The sequence below is a fragment of the Streptomyces sp. NPDC001492 genome (assembly GCF_053597275.1).
This window is the reverse complement of sequence record NZ_JBSFHW010000007.1, coordinates 48389-74292: the sequence shown is the minus strand read 5'-3', so window position 1 is coordinate 74292 and position 25904 is coordinate 48389. Positions and strand designations below refer to the sequence as shown.

Genomic DNA, 25904 nt, shown 5'->3' with positions numbered 1-25904 from the left:
GCCCGAAGGACAGCATTCGCTAGGATCGGGCCATGAGCAGTGAGCCGGCTGACCCGGAGTTCCGCCCGCACCGCGTGGTCGTCCTCGCCCTGGACGGCCTGCTCCCCTTCGAGCTGGGCATCCCGCACCGCATCTTCGGGCGCCCCAAGGACGCCCGGGGACGGCATCTGTACGAGGTCGTGACCTGCTCGATCCGGCCACCGGGCCCGGTGGAGACCGACGCCGACTTCGCCCTCCAGATCGAGAACGGCCCGGAGGTCCTGGCCACCGCCGACACGGTCATCGTCCCGGCCTCGTACGAACTCGGCCCGGTCTTCGAGGAGGGCGTCCTCACCGAGGAGCTGGCCGCCGCCCTCGCCCACATCCGGCCCGGCACCCGGCTCGCCTCCATCTGCACCGGTGTGTTCGTGCTCGCCGCGGCCGGCTATCTCGACGGCCGCCCCGCGACCACCCACTGGGCGGAGACCGACCAGTTGCAACGCCTCTTCCCGAAGATCGACGTCGACCCGAACGTGCTGTTCATCGACGACGGCGACATCCTGACCTCGGCCGGCGTCGCGGCCGGCATCGACCTGTGCCTGCACATGGTGCGCCGTGACCACGGCACCGCCGTCGCCAACGAGATCGCCCGCCGCACCGTCGTACCCCCGCACCGCGACGGCGGCCAGGCGCAGTACATCCAACGCCCGGTCCCCGAGCCCCAGTTGGCGACCACGATGGGTGCCCGCGCCTGGGCCCTGGGCCGCCTCCACGAGCCGATCCAGCTCCGCGACATGGCCGCGCAGGAGTCCATGTCGGTACGCACCTTCACCCGCCGCTTCCGCGAGGAGGTCGGCGTCAGCCCCGGCCAGTGGCTCACCCAGCAGCGCGTGGAGCGGGCCCGACATCTGCTGGAGTCGACCGACCTGTCCGTCGACCAGGTGGCCCAGGAGGCGGGCTTCGGTACGGCCCAGTCGATGCGGCAGCACCTGCTGACGGCCCTCGGGGTCACGCCCACCGCGTATCGCCGTACGTTCCGCGCCGGGGCGCTGACCGGCGAGAAGGTGAGCAGCCAAAACCCGAAGGTGAGCACCCGGAACCAGAAGGTGAGCAGCTAGAAGGTGAGCACCCCCCTGGCCACCCGCCCCGCCTCCGCATCCGCCTTCGCCTTCTCGAAATCCTCGATCGGGTAGGTCTCGGTCACCAGCTCGTCCAGCAGCAGCCGTCCTTCGCGGTACAGGTCGGCGTAGAGCGCGATGTCACGCTGGGGCCGCGAAGAGCCGTAGCGGCAGCCCAGGATGGACTTGTCGAGGTACATGGAGGAGACCAGGAAGGAGGCCTCCGCGGTCGCCGCGGGCACACCCAGCAGCACCGCCTGGCCGTGCCGGTCGAGCAGGTCGATGGCCTGCCGGATCAGCTCCACCCGCCCGACGCACTCGAAGGCGTGGTCGGCCCCGGTGGGCAGGATCTCCTTCACCCCGTCCGTCGACGTCAGGAAGTGCGTCGCCCCGAACTGCCGGGCGACGGCCTCCTTCGCCGGGTTCGCGTCCACGGCGACGATCCGCAGGGCACCCGCGATCCGCGCGCCCTGGATGACGTTGAGCCCGATGCCGCCGGTGCCGATGACCAGCACGCTGTCCCCGCGGTCCACCCTCGCCCGGTTGAGCACGGCGCCCACCCCGGTCAGCACCCCGCACCCGATCAGCGCGGCGGCCGGCAGGGGAATGTCCTCGGGGATCCGGACCGCCTGCACCGCCTTCACCACGGTCCGCTCCGCGAACGCCGAGTTGGAGGCGAACTGGTAAACCGGCCGCCCGCCTTGCACGAACGGCTGCCCGGGACGCCCGATCGCCTGCCGGCACATCGTCGGCCGCCCCCGGTCGCACTCCGCGCACGTGCCGCAGTTGGCCAGCGTGGAGAGCGCGACATGATCACCCGCCCTCACATGCGTGACCCCGGCGCCGACGGCCTCCACCACCCCCGCCCCTTCATGCCCCAGCACCACAGGTACGGGGAAGGGTATGGTCCCGTCCACCACGGACAGATCGCTGTGGCACAACCCGGCTGCCGAGATGGCGACCTGCACCTCCCCCGGCCCCGGCTCCCGCACCTCCAGGTCGTCCACGACCTCGACCTGCTTGCCGTCGAACACCACACCGCGCATCAGAAGACCCCCTTGGGCTCCCTGGGCAGGCCGAGCACCCGCTCGGCGATGATCGTGCGCTGGACCTGGTCCGAACCGCCGTAGATCGTGTCGGCCCGGGAGAACAGGAACAGCTGCTGCAACGAGTCGAGCTCGTACGGCGCCGTCGGCGACCAGTCCACCGGCCCGACCCCCGCCACGGCCCCGCGCACCAGCATCGCCAGCTCCCCGAGCCGCTGATGCCAGCCGCCCCACAACAACTTGGCCACGCTGGCCGCCCCGGCGTCTGCGGAGCCCCCCAGCGTCCGCAGGGCGTTCCACCGCATGGTCCGCAGCTCGGCCCACTGCCGTACCAGCCGCTCCCGTACGACGGGATCGGCGACCGCCCCCGTCTCCACGGCGGCCCGCACCACCCGCCCCAACTCCTCGGCGAACCCGATCTGCTGGGCCAGCGTGGAAACCCCCCGCTCGAACCCGAGCAGACTCATCGCGACCTTCCACCCGCCCCCTTCGTCCCCGACGACGTGCTCCACGCGCGCGCGTGCCCCGTCGAAGAAGACCTCGTTGAAGTCGCTGGTCCCGGTCAGCTGCCGAATGGGCCGCACCTCGATCCGCCCCGGCTGGTCCATGGGGACGAGGAGGAAGGTCAGCCCGTGGTGGCGACGGGACCCGGATTCGGTCCGGGCCAGCACAAAGCACCAGTCGGCCTCGTGCGCCAGCGAGGTCCAGATCTTCTGCCCGGTGATCCGATACCCCGCCCCGTCCCGCACGGCCGCGGTCCGAACCCCGGCCAGATCCGATCCCGCACCGGGTTCGCTGTACCCCTGACACCACAGCTCGTCACCGGCGGCGATCGGAGGAAGGAACCGGCTCTTCTGATCCGGTGTTCCATGGGCGAGCAGGGTGGGCGCAAGCAGCTTCTCCCCGATGTGCCCCGACCGCGGCGGAGCCCCGGAGCGGGCGTACTCCTCGGCCCAGACGACCTGTTGGGTGAGCGTGGCAGTCCGATTGCCGTACCCGGCCTCCGACCACCCGAGCCCGATCCATCCGGCTTTCCCGAGAGTGCGCTCCCAGACCCGCCGGTCCTGCCCGGCGTCGGCGTGCTCCGACAGCCACGCCTTCGCCTCCGAACGAAACGCCTCGTCATCGGCACTGAACCCAAAGTCCACTGGGGTCTCCTCTTGCCACCGGTCAGGTTGAGCTCCCTAGGGGCGCGGGGAACTGCGCGACAAGCCACAGACAACCCGCACCCGCCAAACCACAAGGCCCCCCGAGCTCTCAGGCGTTCGGCCTGTCGCCCCGCGCAGCGGCCTTCTCCATCGCCGCCAACCGCTCAAGCATCGGCATCGGATCCACCCCCACCGCCCCCGGCAAAACCTCCGCGATCATCTCCGCCGTCCAACCGCCGGAGGCATACGCCGAGCGAAGCTCCCGCGGCTGCGCCCAAACCGCCAGCTTCGGCCCGGCGATCGTGTACACCTGCCCGGTGATCCCCTGCTCCTTCGCCCGGTCGGACAGCAGATACACCACCAGGGCAGCCACATCCTCCGGCTCCCCGATCTCCGTCAGCTCCATGGGAACGTTCGCCGACATCCGCGTACGCGCAACGGGCGCCACCGCATTGGCACTCACCCCGTACTTGTGCAGGCCCAGCGCGGCGCTCCGTACCAGCGAGATGATCCCGCCCTTCGCGGCGCTGTAATTGGCCTGCGAAACCGACCCCTGATGGTTCCCACTGGTGAACCCGATCAACGTCCCCGCCCGCTGCTGCCGCATCACCGCGGAAGCCGCCCGGAACACAGTGAACGTGCCCTTCAAGTGAGTGGCGACCACCGGGTCCCACTCCTCCTCGGACATGTTGAACAGCATCCGCTCACGCAGGATCCCGGCCACGCACACCACACCGTCGAGCCGCCCGTACGACGACAGAGCGACGTCGACCACCCGCTGCCCGCCGGCCATCGTGGACACGTCGTCGGCCACCGCGACGGCCTCCCCGCCCGCCGCCTCGATCTCCTTGACGACGCTCTCGGCGACCTCGCTGGTGGGCGAGGCCCCGTCGACGGCGACCCCGTAGTCGTTGACGACGACCTTCGCCCCCTCGGCCGCCGCGGCCAGCGCCACCGCACGGCCGATACCCCGTCCGGCGCCCGTCACGGCGACGACCTTGCCTGCCAAGAAGTTCCCCACGTCCGGCCCCTTCCCGCGGTTTCTGACGGACCGTTAGATTTTATGACCCGTCAGATACCTGGAGACAAGCCCCGGGGAGAGCCGATGTCGATGCCCGCGGAGTTCGCCGAGATCGCAGGGCGCGTGAACAACTGGGGCCGTTGGGGCGCCGACGACGAGATCGGCACCCTCAACCTGATCACCGACGAGGTCGTCCGCGAGGCCGCCGCGAGCGTCCGCACGGGCCGTCGCGTTCCCCTCGCGCTGCCCCTTCAGCAGGACGGCGTGCAGACCGGGATGATCCCGGGGCGGGTCAATCCGCTGCACGCGATGGTGCAGATCAACCAGGAGCTGTTCGGCCCGGGGTCGGTGGCGTGCAGCGACGACGCCGTGACCATGGGCCTGCAGGCCGCCACCCACTGGGACGCGCTGCCCCATGTCTCGCACTCGGGCAGGCTCTACAACGGCCGACCGGCCGGCACCGTCACCGCACATGGCGGCGCCGAGTTCAGCGGCATCGACAAGGCGCGGCACGTCGTCTCTCGCGGGGTGCTGCTGGACGTGGCACGCGCGCGTGGCGTCGACCGGCTGGAGGGCGGGCACGCGGTCACCCCCGAAGACCTGGAGGCCGCCGAGGAAATGGCGGGTACGCGCGTGCGTGCCGGCGACATAGTGCTCGTACGCACCGGGCAGATCCAGGTCTGTCTCGCCGGGGACAGGCACGCGTACGGCTATCCCTCGCCCGGCCTGTCGATCCGCGCCCCGGAGTGGTTCCACGCGCGCGACGTGGCCGCCGTCGCGAACGACACCCTCACCTTCGAGATCTTCCCGCCCGAGATCGAGGACCTGTGGCTGCCCGTGCACGCGCTCGACCTGGTGGAGATGGGGATGCTGCAGGGCCAGAACTGGAATCTCGAAGAGTTGTCCACAGCCTGTGGAGAAGAGGGCAGGTACACGTTCCTGCTCTCGGCGATGCCCGAGCCCTTCGTCGGCGCGACGGGGACTCCGGTGGCGCCCGTCGCCATCCTGTGAGGTTCGTCGACCGGCGGCGCGGTGCTCCCGCCCCGAGCACGGCACCACGCGCCGCCGACCGACTCCGGCGCACCCGCCCCGACTCCTTGGGCCCTGAGGGAGCCGACGCCGAATCACGATCCGCACTCGTCGAGGGCTCCCGTCACCGAAGCCCTCGTCGTCCCCTCACGGCGAATCGCTGACCACAAGCGTGATCAAACGGACACGATGCGTCAACACCCGTACGGGGATTTATTACTTAAGCCCAATTTGTCGCGGGCGCGCACAGAAGCACATCCCGGCGCATCGCCTCAGCAGGCCGGGGAATGAGAGCGTTCTCTGCGACCGTGCACCGGGGCTGACGGATCTTCGGTACGCGTGCGCCGGTCACACCGCCTCGAACGCCAGGCCCTCGTACGCCGTCGCGCCGCCCACACAGGCCTGTGCGCTCTGCCGGGTCTGCGCGCAGCGGTCGAGTTCGCACCAGATGCGTTTGCCCGCGCCTTCGGGGCTCCAGCCCCAGCGGTCGGCGAGACCGTCGACGAGGGCGAGGCCGCGGCCGCCGGTCGCGTCACCGTCGGGGCACCGGGGCACGGGGGCCCGGTCGCTGGTGTCGGCCACCTCAAGGCGGACGGTGGCCGATTCGGCGGCCACACCGGGCAGGGAGAGTCTCAGCACGGCCGGACAGCCGGTGTGCACAACGGCGTTGGTGACCAGTTCGGAGACGAGCAGGATCAGCGTCTCGGCGAGCGGCTCGTCGGCCTCTATCCCGGACCCGGCGAGGCGGGAACGCGCCCACCGTCGGGCTCGCCCCACCTCAGCGGGGTCGGGCCGGACTTCCAGCTGCACCTGAAGCACCTGCACCGCTCACACCATCCGAACCGGCGGACACATGACCTCGCGCCACGCGCGCGCCGCAACGAGGGCCACGATCGTAGCCATTTTCTGCATGACCAGAACAATGGCCAGTGCAGAGCCCAGAGCAAGGGTCACGGAACGTGAATCCCTTAAGAGACAGCATGGTTGACGTACAGTCACGCCAACAAGCGCTTCGGGCATATTCCAGCGCGAAGGAGTACCCGTGCGGCATACTGTGCGACGCTCACTGCGGGGACTCGAACAGGCCAGTTCCGGCATCACCCCGGGGGCAACACCGGTACGGCTCATGCTCGTAGCCTCTCGCATCCCACAGAAGGTACCGGAGCGGGACGCCGACTCCAGGACGTGACGGGTCACGCATAGGACACAACCCGATATCAACGCTCCGTGATTCCGGTATGCCACAATCCGCGACACCGCGGCGGCGGCTTCCGTGACATCCCAGGCCGGGGCCGTTCAGGCCACCAGATCGGCCGCGAGCAGTTCCTCACTCTCCGTGACGCCGCCGCCACGCTGCGCCCGCACCCACGCCCGCTTCAGATGCAGATGCACCTCGGAGTCCCAGGTGAAGCCCATGCCGCCGTGCACCTGGAGGCAGTCACGGGCACCGCGCACGGCTGCCTCGTCGGCGAGCAGCCGGGCCGCGGCGATGTCGGTGCGGTCGGCGGTGACGGCGGCCCCGTAGACCGCGGCGCGTGCCACCTCGGCGCGCACCAGCATCTGCGCGCACAGGTGCTTGACCGCCTGGAAGGCCCCGATCGGCTGCCCGAACTGCTCCCGAGTCCGGGCGTGTTGCGCGGCCAGCTCGCACACACGCGTGGCCGTACCGAGCTGCTCGGCGGCGGTGAGGAGGTCTGCGACGGGATCGGAGGGTGCCGGCGCGGGCACCCGGTGCAGGGGGGTCAGCGGGTCCACGGACCGCATGGGTACGGCTCCCTCGGCACCGCGCCGCACGACATCGGCCTCGTCCAGCCACTCCACGAGCCGCCCGTCGGCAGCGGCGACAACGACCTCCCCGGTGGCGGCCCCGGGCAATTCACCGGCCGCGAGATGGGTGGCCACGAGCGGCCCGGGAACCAGAGCCCGGCCCGCTTCCTCAAAGGCCAACACGGCTTCCGGCAACCCAAGTCCGGCCCCACCTTCGGCCTCGGACAACCGCAGGGAGAAGAACCCAAGCTCTCCAAGGGCCCGCCACCGGGCACGGTCAAGCCTGGGCTGGGTATCGCCGCCCTTAAGGGGCGCGGGGAACTGCGCGACCAGCCCCCACCGACCCGCAGCCGGTCCACGACCGATCACACCCCGCACGGCATCCTGCAAGGCCCGCTGCTCAACAGTCAGTTGAAACCGCACCGCTCACCTCCCCTTCGGCAGCCCAAGAATCCGCTCAGCCACGATGTTCTGCTGAATCTGCGAGGTACCGGCCGCGATGGTGTACGCCAGCGACGACAACCGGTCGAGCATCCAGGGCCGGTCCAGGTCCAGGGAGTCCGCCCCCAGCACCTCGGCCGCCACGTCGTACAACTCCTGCCGCGCATGCGAATACCGCAGTTTGAAAACCGACCCCCCCACCCCCGGCACACCGCCGGAGGCCTCCGCCTCGCTCACGTTCCACTGGATCAGCCGCCACAGCCCCCGGAACTCCGCATTCAGCCTCCCCAGGCGGCGCCGGAGCGCCGGATCGTCCCAGCGCCCGCGCCGGCGTGCCTCGGCGGCGAGTTCGCCCAGCACCCGCCGGCAGGCCACCACCTCGCCCACGAACGCCGTACCGCGCTCGAACGACAGCGTCACCATGGTCACGCGCCAGCCGTCGTTCTCCTCCCCGATCCGGTTCGCCACCGGCACCCGCACGTCGTCGAGGAACACCTCCGCGAACTCGGCCGACCCGGCGAGGGTCCGCAGCGGCCGTACGGTGACGCCCGGCAAGGACATGGGCATGGCCAGCCAGGTGATCCCGCGATGCTTCGGCGCCGCCGGATCCGTACGGACCAACAGCTCGCACCAGTCGGCCACTTCGGCGTGCGAGGTCCAGATCTTGGACCCGCTCACCACGTACTCGTCGCCGTCCCTGCACGCGCGCGTGCGCAGTGCCGCGAGGTCGGAGCCGGCGTCCGGTTCGCTGAAGCCCTGGCACCAGACCTCCTCGCCGCGCAGGATCGGCGGCAGCCAGCGCTCCCGCTGCCCGGGCGTCCCCTCGGCGGCGATCGTCGGCCCGGCGTGCAGCAGTCCGACGAAGTTCGCGCCCACATAGGGCGCGCCCGCCTTCTCGGTCTCCTCCAGGAAGATCAGCCGGGTGGTCGGGGAGGCGTCCCAGTGGACGTCGGCGTATCCCGCGTCGTACAGCATCCGCTGCCACCCGAGGTCGTACGTCCTGCGCCCGGGCCAGTCCTCCGGGGAGGGCTTCGCCGGCAGCGTCGGCAGCACCTTGCCGAGCCACTCCCGCAACCGCGCCCGGAACTCCTCCTCCTCGGGCGTGTACGACAGGTCCATCAGCGGTCGAGGTCCAGGTCGAGCATGCGGATCGCGTTGCCCCGCATCAGCTTGTAGACCGTCTCGTCGTCGAGGCCCTTCACATGGTCGAGGGCGACCTCCTTGGTGTGCGGGAAGGTCGAGTCGACGTGCGGATAGTCGGTCTCGAAGGTGGCGTTGTCCCGGCCCACCACGTCCAGCGAGGCCACCCCGTGCTTGTCGCGGAAGAAGCAGCAGAACATCTGCCGGTAGTAGTACGTCGACGGGGGCTCCGGGATCAGGTCGCGCACCCCGCCCCAGGCGCGGTGCTCCTCCCAGACGTCGTCGGCGCGTTCCAGGGCGTACGGGATCCAGCCCATCTGGCCCTCGGAGTAGGCGAGTCTGAGGGTCGGGAACTTCACCAGCACCCCGCTGAACAGGTAGTCCATCATCGAGGCCATGGCGTTGTTGAAGCTCAGCGAGGCCTGCACGGCGGGCGGCGCGTCGGGCGAGGCGGCCGGCATCTGGGAGCTGCTGCCGATGTGCATGTTGACGACCGTCCCGGTCTCCTGGCAGACCGCGAAGAAGGGGTCCCAGTAGCCGGAGTGGATGGAGGGCAGGCCGAGGTAGGTGGGGATCTCGGAGAAGGTGACCGCCTTCACCCCGCGCGCGGCGTTGCGCCGGATCTCCGCGACCGCCAGGTCGACGTCCCACAGCGGGATCAGGCAGAGCGGGATGAGCCGGCCGCCGCTGTCGCCGCACCACTCCTCGACCATCCAGTCGTTGTAGGCGCGCACACAGGCCAGCGCGACCTCCTTGTCGTGCGCCTCGGCGAAGGTCTGCCCGCAGAAGCGGGGGAAGGACGGGAAGCAGAGGCTGGCCTCGACGTGGTTGAGGTCCATGTCCTCGAGGCGGGCCTTCGGGTCCCAGCACCCGCGCCGCATCTCCTCCCGGGTGATGCCCTCCAGGGTCATCTCGTCGCGGTCGAAGCCGACGGCGGCGATATTGCGCTTGTACGGGAACTTCAGGTCCTCGTAGATCCACCAGTCGGTCGGCTGGCCCTCCGGGTCCATCGTGATCCGGTACTTCCCGCCGACGTAGGCGAGCTCGCCGATCCCGGCGGTGAGGGGCTGCGGGCCCCGGTCGCGGTACTTCTGCGGCAGCCAGGTCTCGAAGAGGTGTGCGGGCTCGATCACATGGTCGTCGACGCTGATGATGCGGGGCAGTTCGGTCATGGATCCCCCACTGGGCACTCAGTTATCTGATGGACCGTCAGATTCGCTTCATCCAGCAGGCTAGTCGCGCACCTCTGGACCGACAAGGCGCCGAGCCCTACGCTCTGCGCACGATCTGACTGCCCGTCAGTTCGGTATCAGCTCCGTGTCCGCTCCACGAGGGGGCCGCCGTGAACGACACCGCCCACGCACTGAGCGCATCCCGCACCCTCTGGGACCTGGTCGCCCGCCGCGCCGGCCTCACCCCCGACCGGCCCGTCCTCCTCCAGGACGACCGCTCGCTGAGTTTCGGCGAGCTGCGCGCGCGTGCCGAGCGCGTCGCGGCCGGCCTGTACGACATGGGCGTCCGTCCCGGCACGGTGGTCGCCTGGCAGCTGCCCACCCGGATCGAGACCGCCCTGCTGTCCTTCGCGCTGGCCCGCCTGGGCGCCGTGCAGACTCCGGTCATCCCGTTCTACCGGGACCGCGAGGTCGGCTTCGCGCTGCGGGAGTCGAAGGCCGAGTTCTTCGCCGTACCCGGTGAGTGGCGGGGCTTCGACCACACCGGGATGGCGCGGCGGCTCGGTGCGAAGGAGGTGTTCGAGGCGTACGACGTGCTGCCGGACGGAGATCCGGGGGTGCTGCCGCCACCGCCCTCCGAGGGCACCTCCGTGCGCTGGATCTACTGGACCTCGGGGACGACCTCCGACCCGAAGGGCGTGCTGCACACGGACCGTTCGCTGATCGCGGGCGGCTCGTGTCTCGCGCACGCGCTGCGGCTGTCGGCGGACGACGTGGGCTCGATGGCCTTCCCGTACGCCCATATCGCCGGGCCCGACTACACGGTGATGCTGCTGCTGTACGGCTTCCCGGCGGTGATGTTCGAGCAGTTCGCGCTGCCGGACGCGCTGGAGGGGTACCGCAAGCACGGGGTGACGGTGGCGGGCGGGTCGACGGCGTTCTACTCGATGTTCCTCGCCGAGCAGCGCAAGCAGCCCGGACGGAAGGTCATTCCCTCGCTACGGCTGCTCGCGGGCGGTGGGGCGCCGAAGCCGCCGGAGGTCTACCACGCCGTCGTACGGGAGATGGGGGTGCAGCTCACCCACGGGTACGGCATGACCGAGGTGCCGATGATCACCATGGGGGCGCCGGACGACACCGTGGAGAACCTGGCGACGACCGAGGGACGGCCGCCGGAGGGGATGGAGATACGGATCGTGGACGGGGAGGTGCGGCTGCGCGGGGAGGCGGTGTGCCAGGGCTACCTGGATCCGGCGCAGACGGCGGAGGCCTTCGACGAGGAGGGGTTTCTGCGCACCGGCGACCTGGGGTTCGTGACGGACAGCGGGCATCTCGTCCTCACCGGGCGGCTCAAGGACGTGATCATCCGCAAGGGGGAGAACATCTCGGCGAAGGAGATCGAGGACCTGCTGGCCGCCCATCCGGCCGTCGGGGACGTCGCGGTGATCGGGCTGCCGGACGCCGAGCGCGGGGAGCGGGTGTGCGCAGTGATCGAGGTGGGGGCACAGCCGGAAGACGCCGGGGAGTTGACCCTGGACGAGGTCACCGCGTACCTGCGCGCGGAAGGGCTGTCGGTGCACAAGCTGCCGGAGCAGCTGGAGGTGGTGGATGCCCTTCCGCGTAACGAGACCCTGCGGAAGGTACTCAAGTACAAGCTGCGGGAGCGCTACTCGGGGACGGTGAAGTAGCGGGCGAACGCCGGGACGATCTCCGCCTCGCCGACCTTGCCGTCGCCGTCGGTGTCGAGCGCCGCGGCGGCGGTCCGGGCGAGGTCCTCGGCCACGCCCAGGATGCGCAGCACGCGCGCGGTGTCCTCGACGGTGGCGGCCCCGTCGCCGTCGGTGTCGGCGAGGTCGAGGGCCGCGTGCAGGAAGGGGCGGGCGATCTCGGCGAACCGCTCGGGGTTGTCGCGCAGCCGCTTGACCGCGCCGTACACGAACTCCTCGCGGTCGATGCGCTGGTCGCCGTCCCGGTCCGCTATCCCGGCCATGCCCTGCCAGAACGCCTCGGCTCCGCCGTACAGTGCCTGGCCCTTGTCGGAGCGGGCCGCTACGGCGAACTCGGCGAGCAGCGCCTTGGCCGCTGAGCTGAAGTCCTCGCGGTCGATGTAGCCGTTGCCGTCCTGGTCGAAGGTGGCGAACCGGGCGGCGATCCTGCGCTCGTACTCGCTGCTGACCATGTCTTTCAGGCCGCCTTACGTCATCTCGGGTGCGTCTCGTCGGAGCGTACGACGCGGGAGACCGTCCGGGCGCGGGAAAGCGGCGCTTGTGCCAAGACCGGGGGAATTTCGGGACAACTGTGTGGCACACCGAGGTGAGCCGTGCCGGCTCGCACAGCTTCCGCCCAGGTCAGGCCGAAAGCGGATCGGCCTCTTCCGCGACCGCCGATGCCACGTCGGCGTACACGTCGAACAGTCGGCGTACGCCCAGGGCGCCCAGGACGCGGTTGACGTGTGAGCCCTCGACCGCGCCCTGCGCCGGGAGTATCAGGCGCAGCGTTCCCTGGCAGGAGCGGATGAGGCGACGGGCGGCGATGAGCACGCCGACGCCGCTGGAGTCGCAGAAGAAGACCTCGGAGAGGTCGAGGACGAGGCCGTGGCGGCCGTCGGCCACCACGTCGTGCACCCGCTGACGCAGCACCGGCGACGTCACCAGATCCAGCTCGCCCGACACACGGAGCACGGTCCACTCGCCCTGCTCGCCGCCGGTCACATAGAACGCCACCACCATGCCCTTCGCTCGCCGGAGTCCCCGCAAAACGGAAGCCATCCCTACGCTTCCTTGCAGCGCGGCTGCCCAGCGGCCGTTCCCTGAAACACGAGGCGAGAAACGGAAACTGATCGGAAGAGGCTTGTTTTAGTCGACTTCGATCCTGTTCGATCAGGTCTGATCGAAGGTCGAGCGGGTAGGCAGGCACAGAACGCAGGCTGCACACATTGCGACAAAGCGACGTGCACTGTCGTAGGTGCCGACTACATTCGAGGAGACGATGGACGCAGGCCGGGCCGACGGACAGGCAGGGGCGAGGGGGCCGTATGACGAAGAAGGACGCACCGCCCCGCTGGGACCGCAAGATGCAGCAGCGACTCGCACGCGGTGAGGCGGCCGCCCTCGGCGAGCTCTACGACCGGTTCGCCTCCCTCGTGCACGGCCTGGCCCACCGCGTCCTCGGGGACGAGCGCGCGGCCGACGGCATCACGCGTGACGTCTTCGCCCAGGTCTGGGAACACCCCGAGGCGTACGACCCCAAGCAGGGCCCCCTGCGCACCTGGGTCGCCTCGCTGACCCACCGCCTCGCCGTGCAGCGGCTGCGCGCCACCGAGACCGCCGCGCTGGCCCAGGGCTCCGGCGGCTCCGCCGAGGAGCTGGAGCGCAAGGTGCGCCGCGCCTCGGTCGCCGCCCGCGCCGACTACATCGTCACGTCCATGCCCGCCCCGCTGCGCGCAGCCCTGGACCTGGCCTACTTCCAGCGCCGCGACTACCGCCAGACCGCCGCCGACCTCGGCGTCACCGAGGACGAGGCCCGCCGCCGGCTCCGCCTGGGCCTGCAGCTCCTGTCCACCGCCCACGACGCCGGCGCACCACCCGGTCACGGGGGTGCCGTGTGAACGACGCAGGCAGCGCGGACCGCTTCGACCACGAGGGATTCGACGGCGAGGACGACCGCAGCCGCAGGAGCAGCCCTGCGGGCGAGGGCGGCTTCGGAGACAACAGCGGCTTGGGTGACAAGAGCGACCAGTACGACGAGCAGGACAAGGACGAGCAGCAGGAGGGGTACGGCATCCCGGGCGGACCCACGCACGACAACGGCGACGACAGCCCCCAGGACCCCGGCCGGCCGCCCCGCATTCCGATGCCCCGCGCCTCCGTCGAGGACGGCGGGCGGCCGCTGCCCGCCCTGGAGGACCTGGGCGAGGCCGCGCCACGGCCCGCCCCGCTGGTCCTGGAGCACCGCGTTCTGAAGTCGCTCCTCGGTGCCTGGGCGCTGGCCGCCTGCTCGCCGGAGGAGACGGCGGCCGTCGAGGAGCACCTGGGCGACTGCGGCTCGTGCGCCGACGAGGCGCGGCGGCTGCGTGAGGCGGTCGGTCTGCTGCACCAGCCGGAGAGCCTCGACCTGGACCCGGGCCTGCGCACCCGCGTCCTCGACAGCTGCCTCGACCGGCGCCCGCCCCGCATCCCGGTACCCGGCTGGGCGGCTCCGTACGACGCGGAGGCCGCCCGGCTCGACGCCCTGCTCCAGGACATCGGGGACGCCGAGTGGCACAGGCCCGTGCGGCTGCGCTGGTTCGAGGCCGAGGGCCCGATGACCCGTCGCACGACGGTCGCGGGGGTCATCGCCCATCTGCTGTCGGTCGACGGACTGGTCGCGGTCGCCCTCGGCCTCGACGACCCGCTGGGTGACATCGCCGCGGCGGGCCCCACACCCCGGGCCCGCACCGAGGCGTACTGGCGCACCTCGCACTTTCCGCCGGGCCGTTCCGTACGGGCCCCCTGGCGCGAGCAGACCCACGACCTCGTCCGCACGGTGTCCTTCGCCCACGACTCGGGGCCGGCCCGCCCGGCCGTCTCCTACGGCGACTTCGAGCTGCCGCTGCGGGACGCGATGCTGGACCGGGCCTTCGAGTGCTGGGTGCACGCCGAGGACATCGCGGAGGCCGTCGACTACCCGTACGAGCCGCCCGCCCCACGCCATATGCACGGCATGATCGACCTCGCGGCGCGGGTCCTGCCGGACGTGCTCGCGACCCGCCGCCGGGCCGGCCTGGCCTCGCCTCCCCACCACCGGCACCTGGTCCCGGCGGGCGAGCCGGGCCGCAGCCTGCGGCTGGAGATCGAGGGGCTGGGCGGCGGCGAGTGGCTGATCCCCCTCGACTCCCCCGCGGCGGTCGGCTCCGCCGCACACGAGGTGGCCCATGTGGCCCTGGACGGCGCGGAGTTCTGCCGCCTGGCAGCGGGGCATGTGCCTCCGGCGGAGGCGGCGGTGGGGCAGGTCGGTGACCGTGAGGCGATCAGGGATGTGCTGTTCGCTGCGGCCAGCTTGAGCCGGATGTAGGGGGCGGTGCGGATTCGTCGGCGGCTGCGGGTGAGTGGGGGTTTCTCGCGCCCCTTCAGGGGCGCGGGGAACTGCGCGATCGGCCACGACGATCCCGCCCTCGCCCGACGGCAGAAGCCCCCGAGCTGTTAGGCGAACACGACCGTCCGGCGCCCGTTGAGCAGAATGCGCCGCTCGGCATGCCACTTCACCGCCCGCGCCAGCGCCTGGCACTCCACGTCCCGCCCGACGGCAACGAGCTGGTCCGGCGTGACGTCATGCCCCACCCGCTCGACCTCCTGCTCGATGATCGGCCCCTCGTCAAGATCGGCGGTGACGTAGTGCGCCGTCGCACCGATCAGCTTCACGCCCCTGGCATGCGCCTGGTGATACGGCTTCGCACCCTTGAAGCTCGGCAGGAAGGAGTGGTGGATATTGATGATCCGCCCGCTGAGCTGCTTGCACAGATCGTCGGAGAGGACCTGCATATAGCGGGCGAGCACCACCAGCTCGACCTCTTCCTCACGGACGATCTCCAGCAGCCGGGCCTCGGCCTCCGCCTTGGTGTCCTTCGTCACCGGAATGTGGTGGAAAGGAATGTTGTACGAGCCGACCAGCTCGGCGAACTCCGTGTGGTTCGACACCACCGCCGCGATCTCCACCGGCAGCGCCCCGATCCGCGCCCGGAACAGCAGGTCGTTCAGGCAGTGCCCGAACTTGCTGACCATGAGGACGATGCGCATCTTCTCGTCGGCCCGGTTGATCTGCCAGTCCATGTGGAAGGAGTCACCGATCGCCGCGAAGCTGGCCCGCAGCTTGTCCACCGTCACGGGTGCCTCGGCGGAGAAGTGGACGCGCATGAAGAACAGACCCGTGTCGTGGTCGCCGAACTGCTGGCTGTCCTCGATGTTGCAGCCGGTCATGAAGAGATAGCTCGACACGGCGTGCACGATGCCCTGCTTGTCGGGGCAGGAGAGCGTGAGGACGTACTGGTCGTCGGGCGCCGCGGCTCGGGTGGACTGCTCGTTCATGCAGGACAGGGTCCCATAACTGAGCCCCGGTCCGGACCTGAGTCCGCTACGCGGACCTCGTCATGATCCGCAGCACCTCGAGCGTGCGCGGCGGCGCGTCCGGGTCCTCCCCGTCGGCTGTCGCCATCCGCACGTGCGCGTCCCGGGCCGCCCGGACCGCCTCCGGCCAGGCCTGGTTCTCGACGTACGCGGAGACCGGGGCGTCGGGCCCGACCTGGTGCATGATCCGCAGCACCCTCAGCACGGCGGTGTCCACGAGGGCCGCCTCCTGGGAGTCCCGGAATATCGTGCCCACGTACTTCTCGGCGGACCAGTTGTCCAGCCAGGTGTCCTCGACCAGGCGGTACACGGCGTCGGTCACGTCCCCGTATCCGTCGACGCCGGCGAGCCAGACGTTCTGCTGGAACGCCGGGTCGGAGAGCATGTGCAGCGCGGAGCGCACGTTGCTGCGCCAGCGCCACCACGGCATGTCGTTCAGTGGCATGCCGCCCATGGTGGAGGAGCGACGGCCGCGACGGGAAGAGTTCTCCGAACCTTGCACGGTCATCGATCGTACGTTCTCCCGCTCAGGCGTCCTACCGACCCCTGCAATTCACCTTTACGTCACCGGTCGATAACCGAAGGTCACCCCCGGGTTGGCGATGTGGCGGAAGCGTGTGTGCCCATGACCGGCAGGCGACGCAATCGCAGCACCTTCCTCCCCACACGCACCCGGCCGCGCAGAGCCACCGTCCTCTCGGCGGGGGCACTGGTCGCATGTGCCTCGCTCGCCGCCGGTTGCGGGGTCATCCCCGGTACCACGGGGGGTTCCGGGGATGCCCCGATCACCGTCATGACCTGGGCACCTTCGGACACCAACGCGACCAACAAGCCCGGCATGCCGGCCTTCGCGCAGGCCTACGCCCGCTGGATCAACGCCCAGGGGGGCATCAACGGCCGCAAGCTGAAGGTCCTGACCTGCAACGAGCACAACGACAGCGTGGCCGCCGCGAAGTGCGCCCGCCTCGCCGTCAAGGAGAACGTCGTCGCGGTCGTCGGCTCCTACAGCCAGTACGGCGACTCCTACCTCCCCGAGCTGGAGGGCGCCGGCATCCCCTACATCGGCGGCTACGGCGTCACGACCGCCGAGTTCACCAGCCCCATGTCCTACCCGGTCAACGGCGGCCAGCCCGCCCTGCTGGCCGGCCTCGGCAAGGAGCTCGCCGGCGGCTGCGGCCCGGTGGCGCTCGTGCGGCCCGACAGCATCGCGGGCGACGAACTGCACGCCATGCTCGACTCCGGCCTGAAGGCGGGCGGGCACCGTCCCGCGATCGACCAGCGGGCGGCGGACGACACCACCGAGTACTCGGGGCCCTCACGGCAGGCGCTGACGGCCACGACCGGCAACCCGGCGAAGCGGGGGTGCGTGATCCCCGCGCTCGGGGACCGCACCGACACCTTCATGGACTCCTTCCGGCGCGACCGCGAGGCCTATCCCGCTGTGAAGACCGCCGCCACGCTCGACAGCGTCGACCAGACGGTGATCAACGAGTCCGGCGGGCAGTCGGGCCCGTACGAGGGCTCGTACGTCACCGGCTGGTACCCGGTGTCGAGCGATGCGCGCTGGGACGCCATGAAGAAGGTGATCCAGCAGCAGGCCTTCGGCGACAACCGCATCGACGCCTCGGACACCGGGGTGCAGACGACATGGATCGCGTACACGGTGTTCAGGTCCGTCGTGGCGTCGCTGGGCAGCGGCGACGTGTCGTCCGACACGGTGCGCAGGGCCCTCGACGACGGGCTGAAGGTCGACACGGCCGGGCTGACGCCGACCCTGCAGTGGTCCTCCGAGGGCCCGCTGGCCACCATCGGCTTCTCCCGCATGGTCAACGCCGATGTGACGCTGCAGGTCGTGCGTCAGGGCCAACTCGTCGCGGCGGACAAGCGGTTCGTGGACGTGACCAAGACGCTGCAGAGCGCGGACGTGAACTGAGGGCGCACGTCCGCGCGTTCACGTCACAGCTGGGTCGGCTGGCGCGGGGTCAGGCCGTACGTCCTCGCGATGGCGTTCCACAACTGGGCCGCCTTGACCTTCTGCTGGCTGGCGGTGCCGCTCTCGCGGTTGCCGGCCGCGGTCTGGCCGGTGGGGCGGGCCTGGCCCTTCTTGCAGCCCTTCTTGCCGCCGACCTGGTCGGCCCAGGCCGCGTAGTGGTTGTCGGCCGCCGCGGACGCCTGCCAGGCCCTGGTGAGCGCGGCGGTCAGCGCGGCATGGCCCGGGAGCTTGTCGACGGACAGGCCGGACAGCCGGGTGACCAGCTCGGTGCGCTGCTTGGCCGCTTCGCGCAGGTCGGAGGCGGCCTGGCCGAGGTTCTGGCACCCCTTCACCCCGGCCACCGCCCGGATCACCGAGGCCCGGCTGTCACCGCTGTCGGCGAGCAGCTTGTCCAGGGCGACGGCCTGCTGCTTCGCCGGATCGGCGGCCGACGAGGCGGAACCGCCGGTGGCCGGGGCCGTGGCGGAGACCGTTTGGTTCTTGTCCTTGCCGCCGTCCCCGCCGTTGAGCAGCGCGCCGGCGCCGATGCCGAGCACGACGATGCCGACACCGATCGCGGCGATGAGCGGCACCCGTGAGCGGCTGCGGCCGCTGCTGCCGCCGTCGCCGGGCGGGGCGTACGCGGCCTGCGGGGGCGGCGGCGGCTGCTGGAAGCGCGGCATCTGCTGCGTGGCCTGAGCGGGGCTCTCGGCGCCCGGCCCACTGCGGAAGAGGCTGTCGAACTCGGCCGGCGGCTGCCGGTCCCCGCCCTGCGGCATGCCGTACGGCGCCTGCCCGGTCACGGGCGGTATGTACTGGGTGGCCTGGGAGTCGGGCCCGGCCGCGTGCGGCGCATGCCCCAGGAACTGGGTCGCCTCGGAGAGGGATCCACCGCCCACCTCGGGCGGCAACGCGCCCGGCGTGACGGGCGGAATGTACTGCGTCGCCCCTTCACTGTCGGAAACAGCGGTGACGGACGGTATGTACTGAGTGGCCCCCTCGTCCACAGCGGGCGGAAGAGGCGCACCACCGGGGACAGCGGGAGGCAGCGGCGCGGCCGGTCCTCCCTGAGCGGCGGGCGGCAGCGGGGCGTTCGCCGGGGGCTGCGAGGCGGCGGGCTGCCCGCCGTACGACGGGGCCGGGGCGCCCTGCGGGGGCAGCGCTCCGGACGCGGGCGCACCCCACTGGTCGGGGGGCGGCGACTGCTGCTGGTCGGGCGCTCCCCATGCCTGGGCCGGCGCCGTCGGCCAGCCCTGGCCCGGCGGCTGGGCCGGGCTCTGCTGCTGGTCGGGACCCCACGGCGTCCCCCAGGCCTGACCGCCGGGCGGGGCCGGGGCCTGCGGGCCGCCGTACGAGCCGGGCTGCTGACCGTCGTACGAGCCGGTCTGCTGACCGCCGTACGAGCCCGCCTGCGGGCCGTTGTACGGGCCTGACTGCTGCCCGGCGGGGTTGCCGGCAGGCGGTCCGCCGTAGGGGCCGGGCTGCGGGCCGGCCGGAGCCTGGGCCCCCAGCATGCCCGGCAGCAGGGGCTCGCCGCCGTCGGAGGGCAGCACGATGCCTTCGCGCGCTTCGCGCGGCGAGGGCTCCTCGCCCTGTCCACTCTGCGTCACCGGGACTCCTACGAATGGGGGACCTTCGGAATCGTCGGCTCACGCTACCGGGTCCCCCGAGCCGGGTGCCACGCAGCTCAGGGCGCAACCTCCTTCCCTGTGACAGCAGTAACAAAACCGCTCTACAGACCGCTGTATCTGTCACCCATTCCAACCGCCCCCACACGGCAACCGGCTGTTTCCCGCTGGTTCATGCAGCGGCCTGCAGATCGAGCCGCGCCCCGAACTCCCGCACCACCGGCTCGTCCCGGTACGGCTCAAGGCGTTGCTGGAAGTCCTCCAGGTAGTCGGCGCCCCGGTTGGAGCGCAGGGACTCCAGGAGTTCCACGGCCTTCAGTCCCGTGTTGCACGCCTGCTCGATCTCCCGCTGCTGCACCTGCGCGGTGGCCAGCAGCACATACCCGATGGCCCGCCTGCGCGCCTTGGTCTCGGGGAGCCCGGCCAGGGACTCCTGCGCGCGCCGCGCCGCCGCCTCGGCCTGCCCGAGGTCCCGGTGGCAGTGCGCCAACTCGTCGGCCAGATACGCCTCGTCGAAGTGCGTGATCCACGCCGGGTCGTCCCCGGAGGCGGCATCGGCGGACTCCAGCGCCGTGACCGCCCGCCCGGACGCCACCTGGGCCGCCCGCGCATCGCCCAGCAACGCGTGCCCGCGCGCCTCCGCCGCATAGAACATCGCCTCCGCGCGCGGTGTCACGCGCCCACGCGCCCCCTCCTGCGCCGCCCGCGCCAACTGCGCGATCTCCCGCGGGTTTCCGAGCTGCGCGGCGAGGTGGCTCATGGAGGCGGCGAGGACGTACCCGCCGTAACCGCGGTCCCCCGCGGCCTGGGCGAGCCGCAGCGCCTGGATGTAGTACCGCTGGGCCAGGCCCGGTTGCCCGGTGTCGACGGCCATGTAGCCCGCGAGCTCGGTCAGCCGGGCCACCGCGGCGAACAGGTCACGGCCGACGGCCTCCCGGTACGACCCCGCCAGCAGCCCCGAGACGACACTGTTGAGGTAGTGCACGACCACCGGGCGCACATGCCCGCTGCCGTACTGATGGTCCAGGTCCACCAGCGCCTGTGTCATCGCGCGCACCGCCGCCACGTCGGACTGTCCCACCCGCGGTCCCGCCGAGCGCGACACCTGCGAGTCGGGCGAGGAGATCAGCCAGTCCCGGCTCGGCTCGACCAGCGCGGACGCGGCGACGGACGAACCGGACAGGAAGTCCCGGCGCCCCACGTCACTGCGCCACAGCTCGCAGACCTGCTCGATGGCTCCCAGTACCGTCGGCGAGAACTGGAGCCCGACACCCGAGGCGAGGTTCTTCCCGTTGGCCATGCCGATCTCGTCGATCGTGACCGTACGGCCCAGCTTGCGGCCGAGCGCCTCCGCGATGATCGCCGGGGCACGCCCGCGCGGCTGCTGCCCGCGCAGCCATCGGGCCACGGACGTCTTGTCGTAGCGCAGGTCGAGGCCGTGCTCGGCGCCGCACATGTTGACCCGACGGGCGAGCCCGGCGTTCGAGCACCCCGCCTCCTGGATGAGCGCCTGCAACCGTTCGTTCGGCTGTCGCGCGACGAGAGGCCTTGCGGCCATGGCGTACCCCCTGGGAACAATTCCCTGAAGCGAAAAGATCCGGCCGTGAAGATCAATGCCCCGCCGACAGACGTAAAATGCGAGGCTTGCGCGGATTGCCGGGGTAAAGGCGTAAGCCGACCCCAGACGTGGCTACCCAGCTCACGCCGAGGTTCCTCCCGCGCGCCCCCACACATGCATCCATGCGCCCCAGATACGGAATCAATGCTCCTCCCCCGCGCGCGCTACCCCCGTAACTCCAGGTGGATGCGGGAGTTGAGTTCACCGTGGAAGAGACGATCGCCGGCCCCGAAGCCGCTCAGATTCCGAAGCAGCGCGGGGAATCGCTGCAGGAGACCGCCGTCCGCTACGCCGAGGAGCGCCACTGGGACGTCTTCCCCGGCACCTGGCTGGAAGCCGTCGACGGAGTGTGGCACTGCTCCTGCGGCGACACCGCGTGCGCCGCACGCGGCGCGCATCCGGCGGACGACGACTGGGAGGCGCTGGCCACGGGCAGTGCGACCGTCGCCCGCCGGATGTGGCAGAAGCATCCGACGGCGTCGATCCTGCTGCCGACGGGCCGCACCTTCGACGCGATCGAGGTCGCCGAGACCGCGGGGTTCCTCGCGCTGGCGCGCATGGAGCGCATGGAGTTGACGCTCGGTCCTGTGACGTTGACGCCGGATCGCCGGATGCACTTCTTCGTGCTGCCCGGGGCGGCGGTGAAGATGCCCGAACTGGTGCGGAAGTTGGGCTGGTCGCCCTCTTCTCTGGATCTCGTTGCCCTTGGGGAGGGTGCGTATGTGGCTGCGCCGCCTACGCGGTACGGGGCGCGGGGGGCCGTTCAGTGGGCCTGTCGGCCCACGCCCGCCAATCGGTGGCTGCCGGATGCGGAGGAACTGATCTCTCCGCTTGCCTATGCGTGTGGGCGGGATCGGTAGTTCGGCGGGTGCGGGTTGTGCATGGCTGGTCGCGCCCACGCGGCGGAGCCGCAGATCAGCACAGCCCCGCGCCCCTATAGGGCGGCTGCGGCGCCGTAGGGTTGATCCATGACGTCAGCCGCCGTGCGCGTACAGGGACTGTGGAAGCGGTTCGGGCAGCAAGTTGCCGTTGCCGGGATCGATCTGGAGTTGCCCGCGGGGAAGTTCATCGGGCTCGTCGGGCCGAACGGAGCGGGGAAGACCACGACCCTCTCCATGGTGACCGGATTGCTGCGACCCGATCAGGGGAGCGTCGAGGTCGTCGGGCACGACGTGTGGCGGGATCCGGTGGCGGTGAAGGCGCGGATCGGGGTGCTGCCGGAGGGGCTGCGGCTCTTCGAGCGGCTGTCGGGGCGTGAACTGCTCGCGTACAGCGGGCGGTTGCGCGGGCTGCCCGGGGCCGAGGTCGACAAGCGGGCCACACAGCTTCTCGACGTGCTCGACCTGGCCGGCGCCCAGCACAAGCTGGTCGTCGACTACTCGACCGGCATGCGCAAGAAGATCGGCCTCGCCGCCGCGCTGCTCCACAACCCCGAAGTGCTCTTCCTGGACGAGCCGTTCGAGGGCGTCGACCCGGTGTCCGCCCAGACCATCCGCGGGGTCCTGGAGCGGTACACGGCGTCGGGGGCCACCGTCGTCTTCTCCTCCCACGTCATGGAGCTCGTCGAGTCCCTGTGCGACTGGGTGGCCGTGATGGCCGCCGGGCGCATCCGCGCCCACGGCACGCTCGCCGAGGTGCGCGGGGAGGCGGCCTCGTTGCAGCAGGCTTTCCTCGAACTCGTCGGCGCGGGCGGCCGCGACAGCGGGGCGAACCTGGACTGGCTGGGCGGCGGCGCACGATGACGGGCGAAGTCAACCTCACTGCCGTCTTCGTACGGCTGAAGCTGTCGCTGCTGCGCAACGGGCTCAGGCAGTCCGGCGGACGGCGGGCCGCCTATGTCGTCTCGGCCGTCGTCGTGGTGCTGTTCGGGGCGCTGCAACTGCTCGGGCTGATCGCGCTGCACGGCAACGCGCACGCCCTGCCCGTGGTCGCGCTGCTGGTCGCCGTACTGGCGCTCGGCTGGGCGGTGATGCCTCTGTTCTTCCCCAGCGGCGACGAGACGCTCGACCCGACCCGGCTGGTGATGCTGCCGCTGCGGCCACGGCCCCTGGTGCGGGCGCTGCTGGCGGCCTCGCTGGTGGGCATCGGGCCGCTGTTCACGCTGCTTCTGCTGGCCGGCTCGGTGATCGCGGTCGCGCACGGCGGTGCGGCGTACGCCGTCGGTGTCCTCGCCGTCGTCCTCGGGCTGCTGGTGTGCGTGGCCCTGGCGCGGGCCGTCGCGGCTGCCAACATCCGCCTGTTGACCAGCCGCAAGGGCCGCGACCTGGCGGTGCTGAGCGGCCTGGTCATCGCGATCGGCGCGCAGCTGGTCAACTTCGGGGCGCAGCACCTGGGTTCCTCGGGGCTCTCGCAGCTCGACCCGGTGGCGGACGTCCTGAAGTGGGTGCCGCCCGCGTCGGCCATCGGCGCGGTGGACTCGGTGAGCGACGGCTCGTACGGTGTCGCCTCCCTCCAACTCGCCCTGAGCCTTGCCGCGTTGATACTGCTGCTCGCCGTGTGGTCACGCCATCTGACCCGGCTGATGACCTCGCCCGACGGCTCCACCCTCCAGGCCGCCGAACCCGCCGCCCGTGAACGGACCACCGGCGGTCTCGCCCGCCTCCTGCCGGCCGGCCGCACCGGCACGGTCATGGAACGCAGCCTGCGCTACATCTGGCGCGACCCCAAGACCAAGGCGGCCTGGGTGACCTCGCTCGCGATCGGCCTGATCGTGCCCGTGTTCAACGCCCTTCAGGGCACCGGCTCGATCTACTTCGCGTGCTTCGCCGCCGGGATGCTCGGCATCCAGATGTACAACCAGTTCGGGCAGGACACCTCCGCGTTCTGGATGGTCGCCACAACCATCTCCTCCGCACATGACGCCTACGTCGAACTGCGCGGGCGGGCCCTGGCCCTGCTGGTGATCACCCTGCCGTACGCCACCCTCGTGACCGTCCTGACCACCGCGATGCTCGGCGACTGGCCCAGCCTGCCCGAGGTGCTCGGCCTGTCCTTCGCGCTGCTCGGCGCGATGCTGGCGACCGGCGCATGGACATCCGCCCGTTTCCCGTACTCCATCCCCCAGGAGGGCTACAAGAACGTGGCCCCCGGCCAGGCCGGCCTCGCCTGGATCTCCATCTTCGGCGGCATGGTGTCGGCGGCCCTGCTGTCCGCCCCCGTCATCGCCGCGACGATCTGGGCCAACGTGGCCAAGGACGGCGACCAGTGGAGCTGGCTCCTGCTGCCGGCGGGCGCGGCATACGGAGCGGGCATCACCCTGGCGGGCCTACGCCTGGCGGCCCCACGGACAGCAGCCCGCCTCCCGGAGATCCTGACAGCGGTGAGCAAGGGCTGACGGCCCTTGCTGACCCGCCTGACGGCGCCCTTCTGACGCGGGGGCCTGCACCGTGCTAAGGGGCGCGGGGCTGTATCGATATGCGGCTCCGCCGCGTGGGCGCGACAAGCCACATCCGGCCCGCACCCGCCAACGACGGGAACCCCCCGAGCCATGAGGCGCCCCGGCCCAGCCTCACGCAGTGGTGCGCACCGCATCCAGGAACGGTTCGACCGCAGCCCGCCAAGCCGCCGGCTGGTCATAGTGCACAAGATGCCCCGCGTCAGCCACCTCCGCATACTCACCGAGAGGCAACACCCGCACCATCTCCTGCGCCTCGGCCCGCCCCAGCTCCCCGTCGAGGCCGCGCACAACCAGCGCGGGACACTGCACCTGCGCAAGCTCCTCCCAGTGCGCGTCGTACACCCAGGTCTCCCGGGAGCGCAGCATCTGCTCGTAGTCGAAGACGGGCCGCCAGCCGTCGGGCGACTCGTGCATCACCTCGGCGTAGAACTCCCCCCGCGCCGGATTCGGCCGCTCCACCCACGGATCGTCCTCGCCGAACCACTTGCGCACATCGGCGAGCGTGGCGAAGGGAACGGGCCAGGCCTTGAACCAGTCGGCCCACTCGCGCTGCGAGGCGGCCCCGAGCGCGGAGGCCCGCATATCGCAGATGATCAGGCCCCGGACCAGTTCGGGGCGCTTGGCGGCGAGCTGCCAGGCCGTCAGCGCACCCATCGCGTGGCCGATGAGAACGGCCGGGGCGAGGCCCAGCTGCTCGAGCGCGGCCTCGGCGTCCTCGACGTACGCCTCACGGGTGAAGGAGGCCTGCGGGGGCTTCTCGCTCTGCCCGTGGCCGCGCTGGTCGAGGGCGACGGCGCGCTGCCGGCCGGAGAGCCAGCGGGCGGTGGACGCCCAGTGCGAGGCGCGGCCCATCAGGCCGTGCAGTAACAGCACGCCCGGGGTGTTCTCGGGCGCGGGTTGCCCCGGGTCGGTCTTGGGAGGGTCGCCGAACTCCCAGGCCGCGAGGCGTAGGCCGCCCGCCCCGGTCACGTCGATGCGTTGCGCCATCGTCCTGGCACCCCCCTAGCTCCGCTCGGACCGCCTCGCTCCCGCTCGAGCCGGCCGGTCCTGTGAACCGTGTCCTGCCGTGCCGTGCAGCTGCCTTTTCGTGTGAGCTCAGTTCCTGTGCGCTTGGTTGTTATGCGCTTGGTTCTCGTGCGCCCGGTGCTGGTGCGCCCACTCCTGAAGCGCACATTCCGCGTGACGCGTCACCGAAGACTATCGAATGGGTATTCGAAAATGCTGTGTCTGCGGGCAACACCCCTCGTACGAGTGACCTCGCCCGAGGAATGATCGCCGCCGCCGAGGGGAGATCTTCAGCGGGAGGCGGACCGCTCGGGGAAAACGG

General features: G+C 71.1%; 23 protein-coding genes. 9 read left to right on the top strand and 14 right to left on the bottom strand.

Annotated features, from left to right (window positions below; all coding sequences use genetic code 11):
* Positions 1 to 32 precede the first annotated feature (32 nt).
* Positions 33 to 1097 carry a GlxA family transcriptional regulator gene (locus ACWC1K_RS11550; RefSeq protein ID WP_450830461.1) on the top strand — a complete coding sequence of 355 codons (1065 nt, stop codon included), beginning with the start codon at positions 33 to 35 and terminating at the stop codon, positions 1095 to 1097.
* Here ACWC1K_RS11550 and ACWC1K_RS11545 read toward each other — a convergent pair.
* From ACWC1K_RS11545 to ACWC1K_RS11535, 3 genes are all read right to left on the bottom strand, one after another.
* On the bottom strand, positions 1094 to 2143 hold the full coding sequence (locus ACWC1K_RS11545) for a Zn-dependent alcohol dehydrogenase (RefSeq protein ID WP_450830460.1): 1050 nt from the start codon (positions 2141 to 2143) through the stop codon (positions 1094 to 1096). The two genes, ACWC1K_RS11550 and ACWC1K_RS11545, sit on opposite strands and share 4 nt — an antisense overlap.
* The gene (locus ACWC1K_RS11540) at positions 2143 to 3291 is read right to left on the bottom strand and encodes an acyl-CoA dehydrogenase family protein (protein WP_450830458.1); all 1149 of its coding nucleotides are present in this window, start codon (positions 3289 to 3291) and stop codon (positions 2143 to 2145) included. The genes ACWC1K_RS11545 and ACWC1K_RS11540 overlap by 1 nt, the downstream gene beginning before the upstream one ends.
* 109 nt (positions 3292 to 3400) lie before the next feature.
* Positions 3401 to 4312 carry an SDR family NAD(P)-dependent oxidoreductase gene (locus ACWC1K_RS11535; protein ID WP_450830457.1) on the bottom strand — a complete coding sequence of 304 codons (912 nt, stop codon included), beginning with the start codon at positions 4310 to 4312 and terminating at the stop codon, positions 3401 to 3403.
* Positions 4313 to 4396: 84 nt separating this feature from the next.
* Between ACWC1K_RS11535 and ACWC1K_RS11530 the strand changes: the two genes are divergently transcribed.
* Positions 4397 to 5323, top strand: a complete 927-nt coding sequence (locus ACWC1K_RS11530; protein ID WP_450830455.1) for a cyclase family protein — start codon at positions 4397 to 4399, stop codon at positions 5321 to 5323.
* 366 nt (positions 5324 to 5689) lie between these two features.
* Here ACWC1K_RS11530 and ACWC1K_RS11525 read toward each other — a convergent pair whose 3' ends face one another.
* From ACWC1K_RS11525 to ACWC1K_RS11510, 4 genes are all read right to left on the bottom strand, one after another.
* Positions 5690 to 6151 carry an ATP-binding protein gene (locus tag ACWC1K_RS11525; RefSeq protein ID WP_450830755.1) on the bottom strand — a complete coding sequence of 154 codons (462 nt, stop codon included), beginning with the start codon at positions 6149 to 6151 and terminating at the stop codon, positions 5690 to 5692.
* 486 nt (positions 6152 to 6637) lie between these two features.
* The gene (locus ACWC1K_RS11520) at positions 6638 to 7531 is read right to left on the bottom strand and encodes an acyl-CoA dehydrogenase family protein (protein ID WP_450830454.1); all 894 of its coding nucleotides are present in this window, start codon (positions 7529 to 7531) and stop codon (positions 6638 to 6640) included.
* A gap of 3 nt (positions 7532 to 7534) precedes the next feature.
* Positions 7535 to 8668, bottom strand: a complete 1134-nt coding sequence (locus tag ACWC1K_RS11515) for an acyl-CoA dehydrogenase family protein (RefSeq protein ID WP_450830453.1) — start codon at positions 8666 to 8668, stop codon at positions 7535 to 7537.
* Entirely contained in the window at positions 8668 to 9861 is a 1194-nt protein-coding gene (locus tag ACWC1K_RS11510; RefSeq protein ID WP_450830451.1) for an amidohydrolase family protein, read from the bottom strand. Before ACWC1K_RS11510 ends, ACWC1K_RS11515 begins: the two co-directional genes overlap by 1 nt.
* A gap of 170 nt (positions 9862 to 10031) precedes the next feature.
* Between ACWC1K_RS11510 and ACWC1K_RS11505 the strand changes: the two genes are divergently transcribed.
* Positions 10032 to 11549: a class I adenylate-forming enzyme family protein gene (locus ACWC1K_RS11505; protein WP_450830450.1), complete on the top strand. Its 1518-nt coding sequence runs from the start codon at positions 10032 to 10034 to the stop codon at positions 11547 to 11549.
* Here ACWC1K_RS11505 and ACWC1K_RS11500 read toward each other — a convergent pair.
* Together ACWC1K_RS11500 and ACWC1K_RS11495 are read right to left on the bottom strand one after the other, a co-directional pair.
* Positions 11528 to 12040, bottom strand: coding sequence for an EF-hand domain-containing protein (locus tag ACWC1K_RS11500; RefSeq protein ID WP_450830449.1), 513 nt, complete (start codon positions 12038 to 12040; stop codon positions 11528 to 11530). The genes ACWC1K_RS11505 and ACWC1K_RS11500 overlap by 22 nt on opposite strands.
* A gap of 169 nt (positions 12041 to 12209) precedes the next feature.
* Positions 12210 to 12590 (bottom strand): STAS domain-containing protein, encoded by a 381-nt coding sequence (locus ACWC1K_RS11495; protein ID WP_450830754.1) that lies wholly within the window; start codon positions 12588 to 12590, stop codon positions 12210 to 12212.
* A 305-nt stretch (positions 12591 to 12895) separates the two neighbouring features.
* On the opposite strand from ACWC1K_RS11495, the gene ACWC1K_RS11490 reads away from it, so the two are divergent.
* Both ACWC1K_RS11490 and ACWC1K_RS11485 read left to right on the top strand, forming a co-directional pair.
* Entirely contained in the window at positions 12896 to 13468 is a 573-nt protein-coding gene (locus ACWC1K_RS11490; RefSeq protein WP_450830447.1) for a sigma-70 family RNA polymerase sigma factor, read from the top strand.
* The gene (locus ACWC1K_RS11485) at positions 13465 to 14913 is read left to right on the top strand and encodes a maleylpyruvate isomerase N-terminal domain-containing protein (protein ID WP_450830446.1); all 1449 of its coding nucleotides are present in this window, start codon (positions 13465 to 13467) and stop codon (positions 14911 to 14913) included. The genes ACWC1K_RS11490 and ACWC1K_RS11485 overlap by 4 nt, the downstream gene beginning before the upstream one ends.
* Positions 14914 to 15041: 128 nt before the next feature.
* Here the strand turns inward: ACWC1K_RS11485 and purU are convergent, their stop codons facing one another.
* Positions 15042 to 15923, bottom strand: coding sequence for a formyltetrahydrofolate deformylase (purU, locus tag ACWC1K_RS11480; protein ID WP_450830445.1), 882 nt, complete (start codon positions 15921 to 15923; stop codon positions 15042 to 15044).
* A gap of 46 nt (positions 15924 to 15969) precedes the next feature.
* Positions 15970 to 16470, bottom strand: coding sequence for an SCO4402 family protein (locus ACWC1K_RS11475; RefSeq protein WP_115907499.1), 501 nt, complete (start codon positions 16468 to 16470; stop codon positions 15970 to 15972).
* Between the two features lie 117 nt (positions 16471 to 16587).
* Between ACWC1K_RS11475 and ACWC1K_RS11470 the strand changes: the two genes are divergently transcribed.
* Positions 16588 to 17895: an ABC transporter substrate-binding protein gene (locus ACWC1K_RS11470; protein WP_450830443.1), complete on the top strand. Its 1308-nt coding sequence runs from the start codon at positions 16588 to 16590 to the stop codon at positions 17893 to 17895.
* A 23-nt stretch (positions 17896 to 17918) separates the two neighbouring features.
* On the opposite strand, the gene ACWC1K_RS11465 is transcribed toward ACWC1K_RS11470, so the two are convergent.
* Both ACWC1K_RS11465 and ACWC1K_RS11460 read right to left on the bottom strand, forming a co-directional pair.
* Positions 17919 to 19544 carry a hypothetical protein gene (locus tag ACWC1K_RS11465; protein ID WP_450830442.1) on the bottom strand — a complete coding sequence of 542 codons (1626 nt, stop codon included), beginning with the start codon at positions 19542 to 19544 and terminating at the stop codon, positions 17919 to 17921.
* A gap of 190 nt (positions 19545 to 19734) precedes the next feature.
* On the bottom strand, positions 19735 to 21120 hold the full coding sequence (locus tag ACWC1K_RS11460; RefSeq protein WP_450830441.1) for a transcriptional regulator: 1386 nt from the start codon (positions 21118 to 21120) through the stop codon (positions 19735 to 19737).
* 266 nt (positions 21121 to 21386) lie between these two features.
* Between ACWC1K_RS11460 and ACWC1K_RS11455 the strand changes: the two genes are divergently transcribed.
* The 3 genes from ACWC1K_RS11455 (at position 21387) to ACWC1K_RS11445 (ending at position 24514) form a co-directional block, all read left to right on the top strand.
* On the top strand, positions 21387 to 22040 hold the full coding sequence (locus ACWC1K_RS11455; RefSeq protein ID WP_351478019.1) for a bifunctional DNA primase/polymerase: 654 nt from the start codon (positions 21387 to 21389) through the stop codon (positions 22038 to 22040).
* A 108-nt stretch (positions 22041 to 22148) separates the two neighbouring features.
* A complete protein-coding gene (locus ACWC1K_RS11450; RefSeq protein WP_450830439.1) occupies positions 22149 to 22922 on the top strand; it encodes an ABC transporter ATP-binding protein in 774 nt (257 codons plus the stop codon).
* The gene (locus tag ACWC1K_RS11445) at positions 22919 to 24514 is read left to right on the top strand and encodes a transporter (RefSeq protein ID WP_450830438.1); all 1596 of its coding nucleotides are present in this window, start codon (positions 22919 to 22921) and stop codon (positions 24512 to 24514) included. The genes ACWC1K_RS11450 and ACWC1K_RS11445 overlap by 4 nt, the downstream gene beginning before the upstream one ends.
* Before the next feature lie 174 nt (positions 24515 to 24688).
* Here the strand turns inward: ACWC1K_RS11445 and ACWC1K_RS11440 are convergent, their stop codons facing one another.
* Positions 24689 to 25564 (bottom strand): alpha/beta fold hydrolase, encoded by an 876-nt coding sequence (locus ACWC1K_RS11440; protein ID WP_450830437.1) that lies wholly within the window; start codon positions 25562 to 25564, stop codon positions 24689 to 24691.
* Positions 25565 to 25904: the final 340 nt, after the last annotated feature.

Coding starts and splice junctions, on each gene's coding strand:
- ACWC1K_RS11550 (WP_450830461.1), top strand. CDS start 33: ATGAGCAGTGAGCCGGCTGACCCGGAGTTCCGCCCGCACCGCGTGGTC.
- ACWC1K_RS11545 (WP_450830460.1), bottom strand. CDS start 2,143: ATGCGCGGTGTGGTGTTCGACGGCAAGCAGGTCGAGGTCGTGGACGAC.
- ACWC1K_RS11530 (WP_450830455.1), top strand. CDS start 4,397: ATGTCGATGCCCGCGGAGTTCGCCGAGATCGCAGGGCGCGTGAACAAC.
- ACWC1K_RS11515 (WP_450830453.1), bottom strand. CDS start 8,668: ATGGACCTGTCGTACACGCCCGAGGAGGAGGAGTTCCGGGCGCGGTTG.
- ACWC1K_RS11510 (WP_450830451.1), bottom strand. CDS start 9,861: ATGACCGAACTGCCCCGCATCATCAGCGTCGACGACCATGTGATCGAG.
- ACWC1K_RS11500 (WP_450830449.1), bottom strand. CDS start 12,040: ATGGTCAGCAGCGAGTACGAGCGCAGGATCGCCGCCCGGTTCGCCACC.
- ACWC1K_RS11495 (WP_450830754.1), bottom strand. CDS start 12,590: ATGGTGGTGGCGTTCTATGTGACCGGCGGCGAGCAGGGCGAGTGGACC.
- ACWC1K_RS11490 (WP_450830447.1), top strand. CDS start 12,896: ATGACGAAGAAGGACGCACCGCCCCGCTGGGACCGCAAGATGCAGCAG.
- purU (WP_450830445.1), bottom strand. CDS start 15,923: ATGAACGAGCAGTCCACCCGAGCCGCGGCGCCCGACGACCAGTACGTC.
- ACWC1K_RS11475 (WP_115907499.1), bottom strand. CDS start 16,470: ATGACCGTGCAAGGTTCGGAGAACTCTTCCCGTCGCGGCCGTCGCTCC.
- ACWC1K_RS11470 (WP_450830443.1), top strand. CDS start 16,588: ATGACCGGCAGGCGACGCAATCGCAGCACCTTCCTCCCCACACGCACC.
- ACWC1K_RS11460 (WP_450830441.1), bottom strand. CDS start 21,120: ATGGCCGCAAGGCCTCTCGTCGCGCGACAGCCGAACGAACGGTTGCAG.
- ACWC1K_RS11450 (WP_450830439.1), top strand. CDS start 22,149: ATGACGTCAGCCGCCGTGCGCGTACAGGGACTGTGGAAGCGGTTCGGG.
- ACWC1K_RS11445 (WP_450830438.1), top strand. CDS start 22,919: ATGACGGGCGAAGTCAACCTCACTGCCGTCTTCGTACGGCTGAAGCTG.
- ACWC1K_RS11440 (WP_450830437.1), bottom strand. CDS start 25,564: ATGGCGCAACGCATCGACGTGACCGGGGCGGGCGGCCTACGCCTCGCG.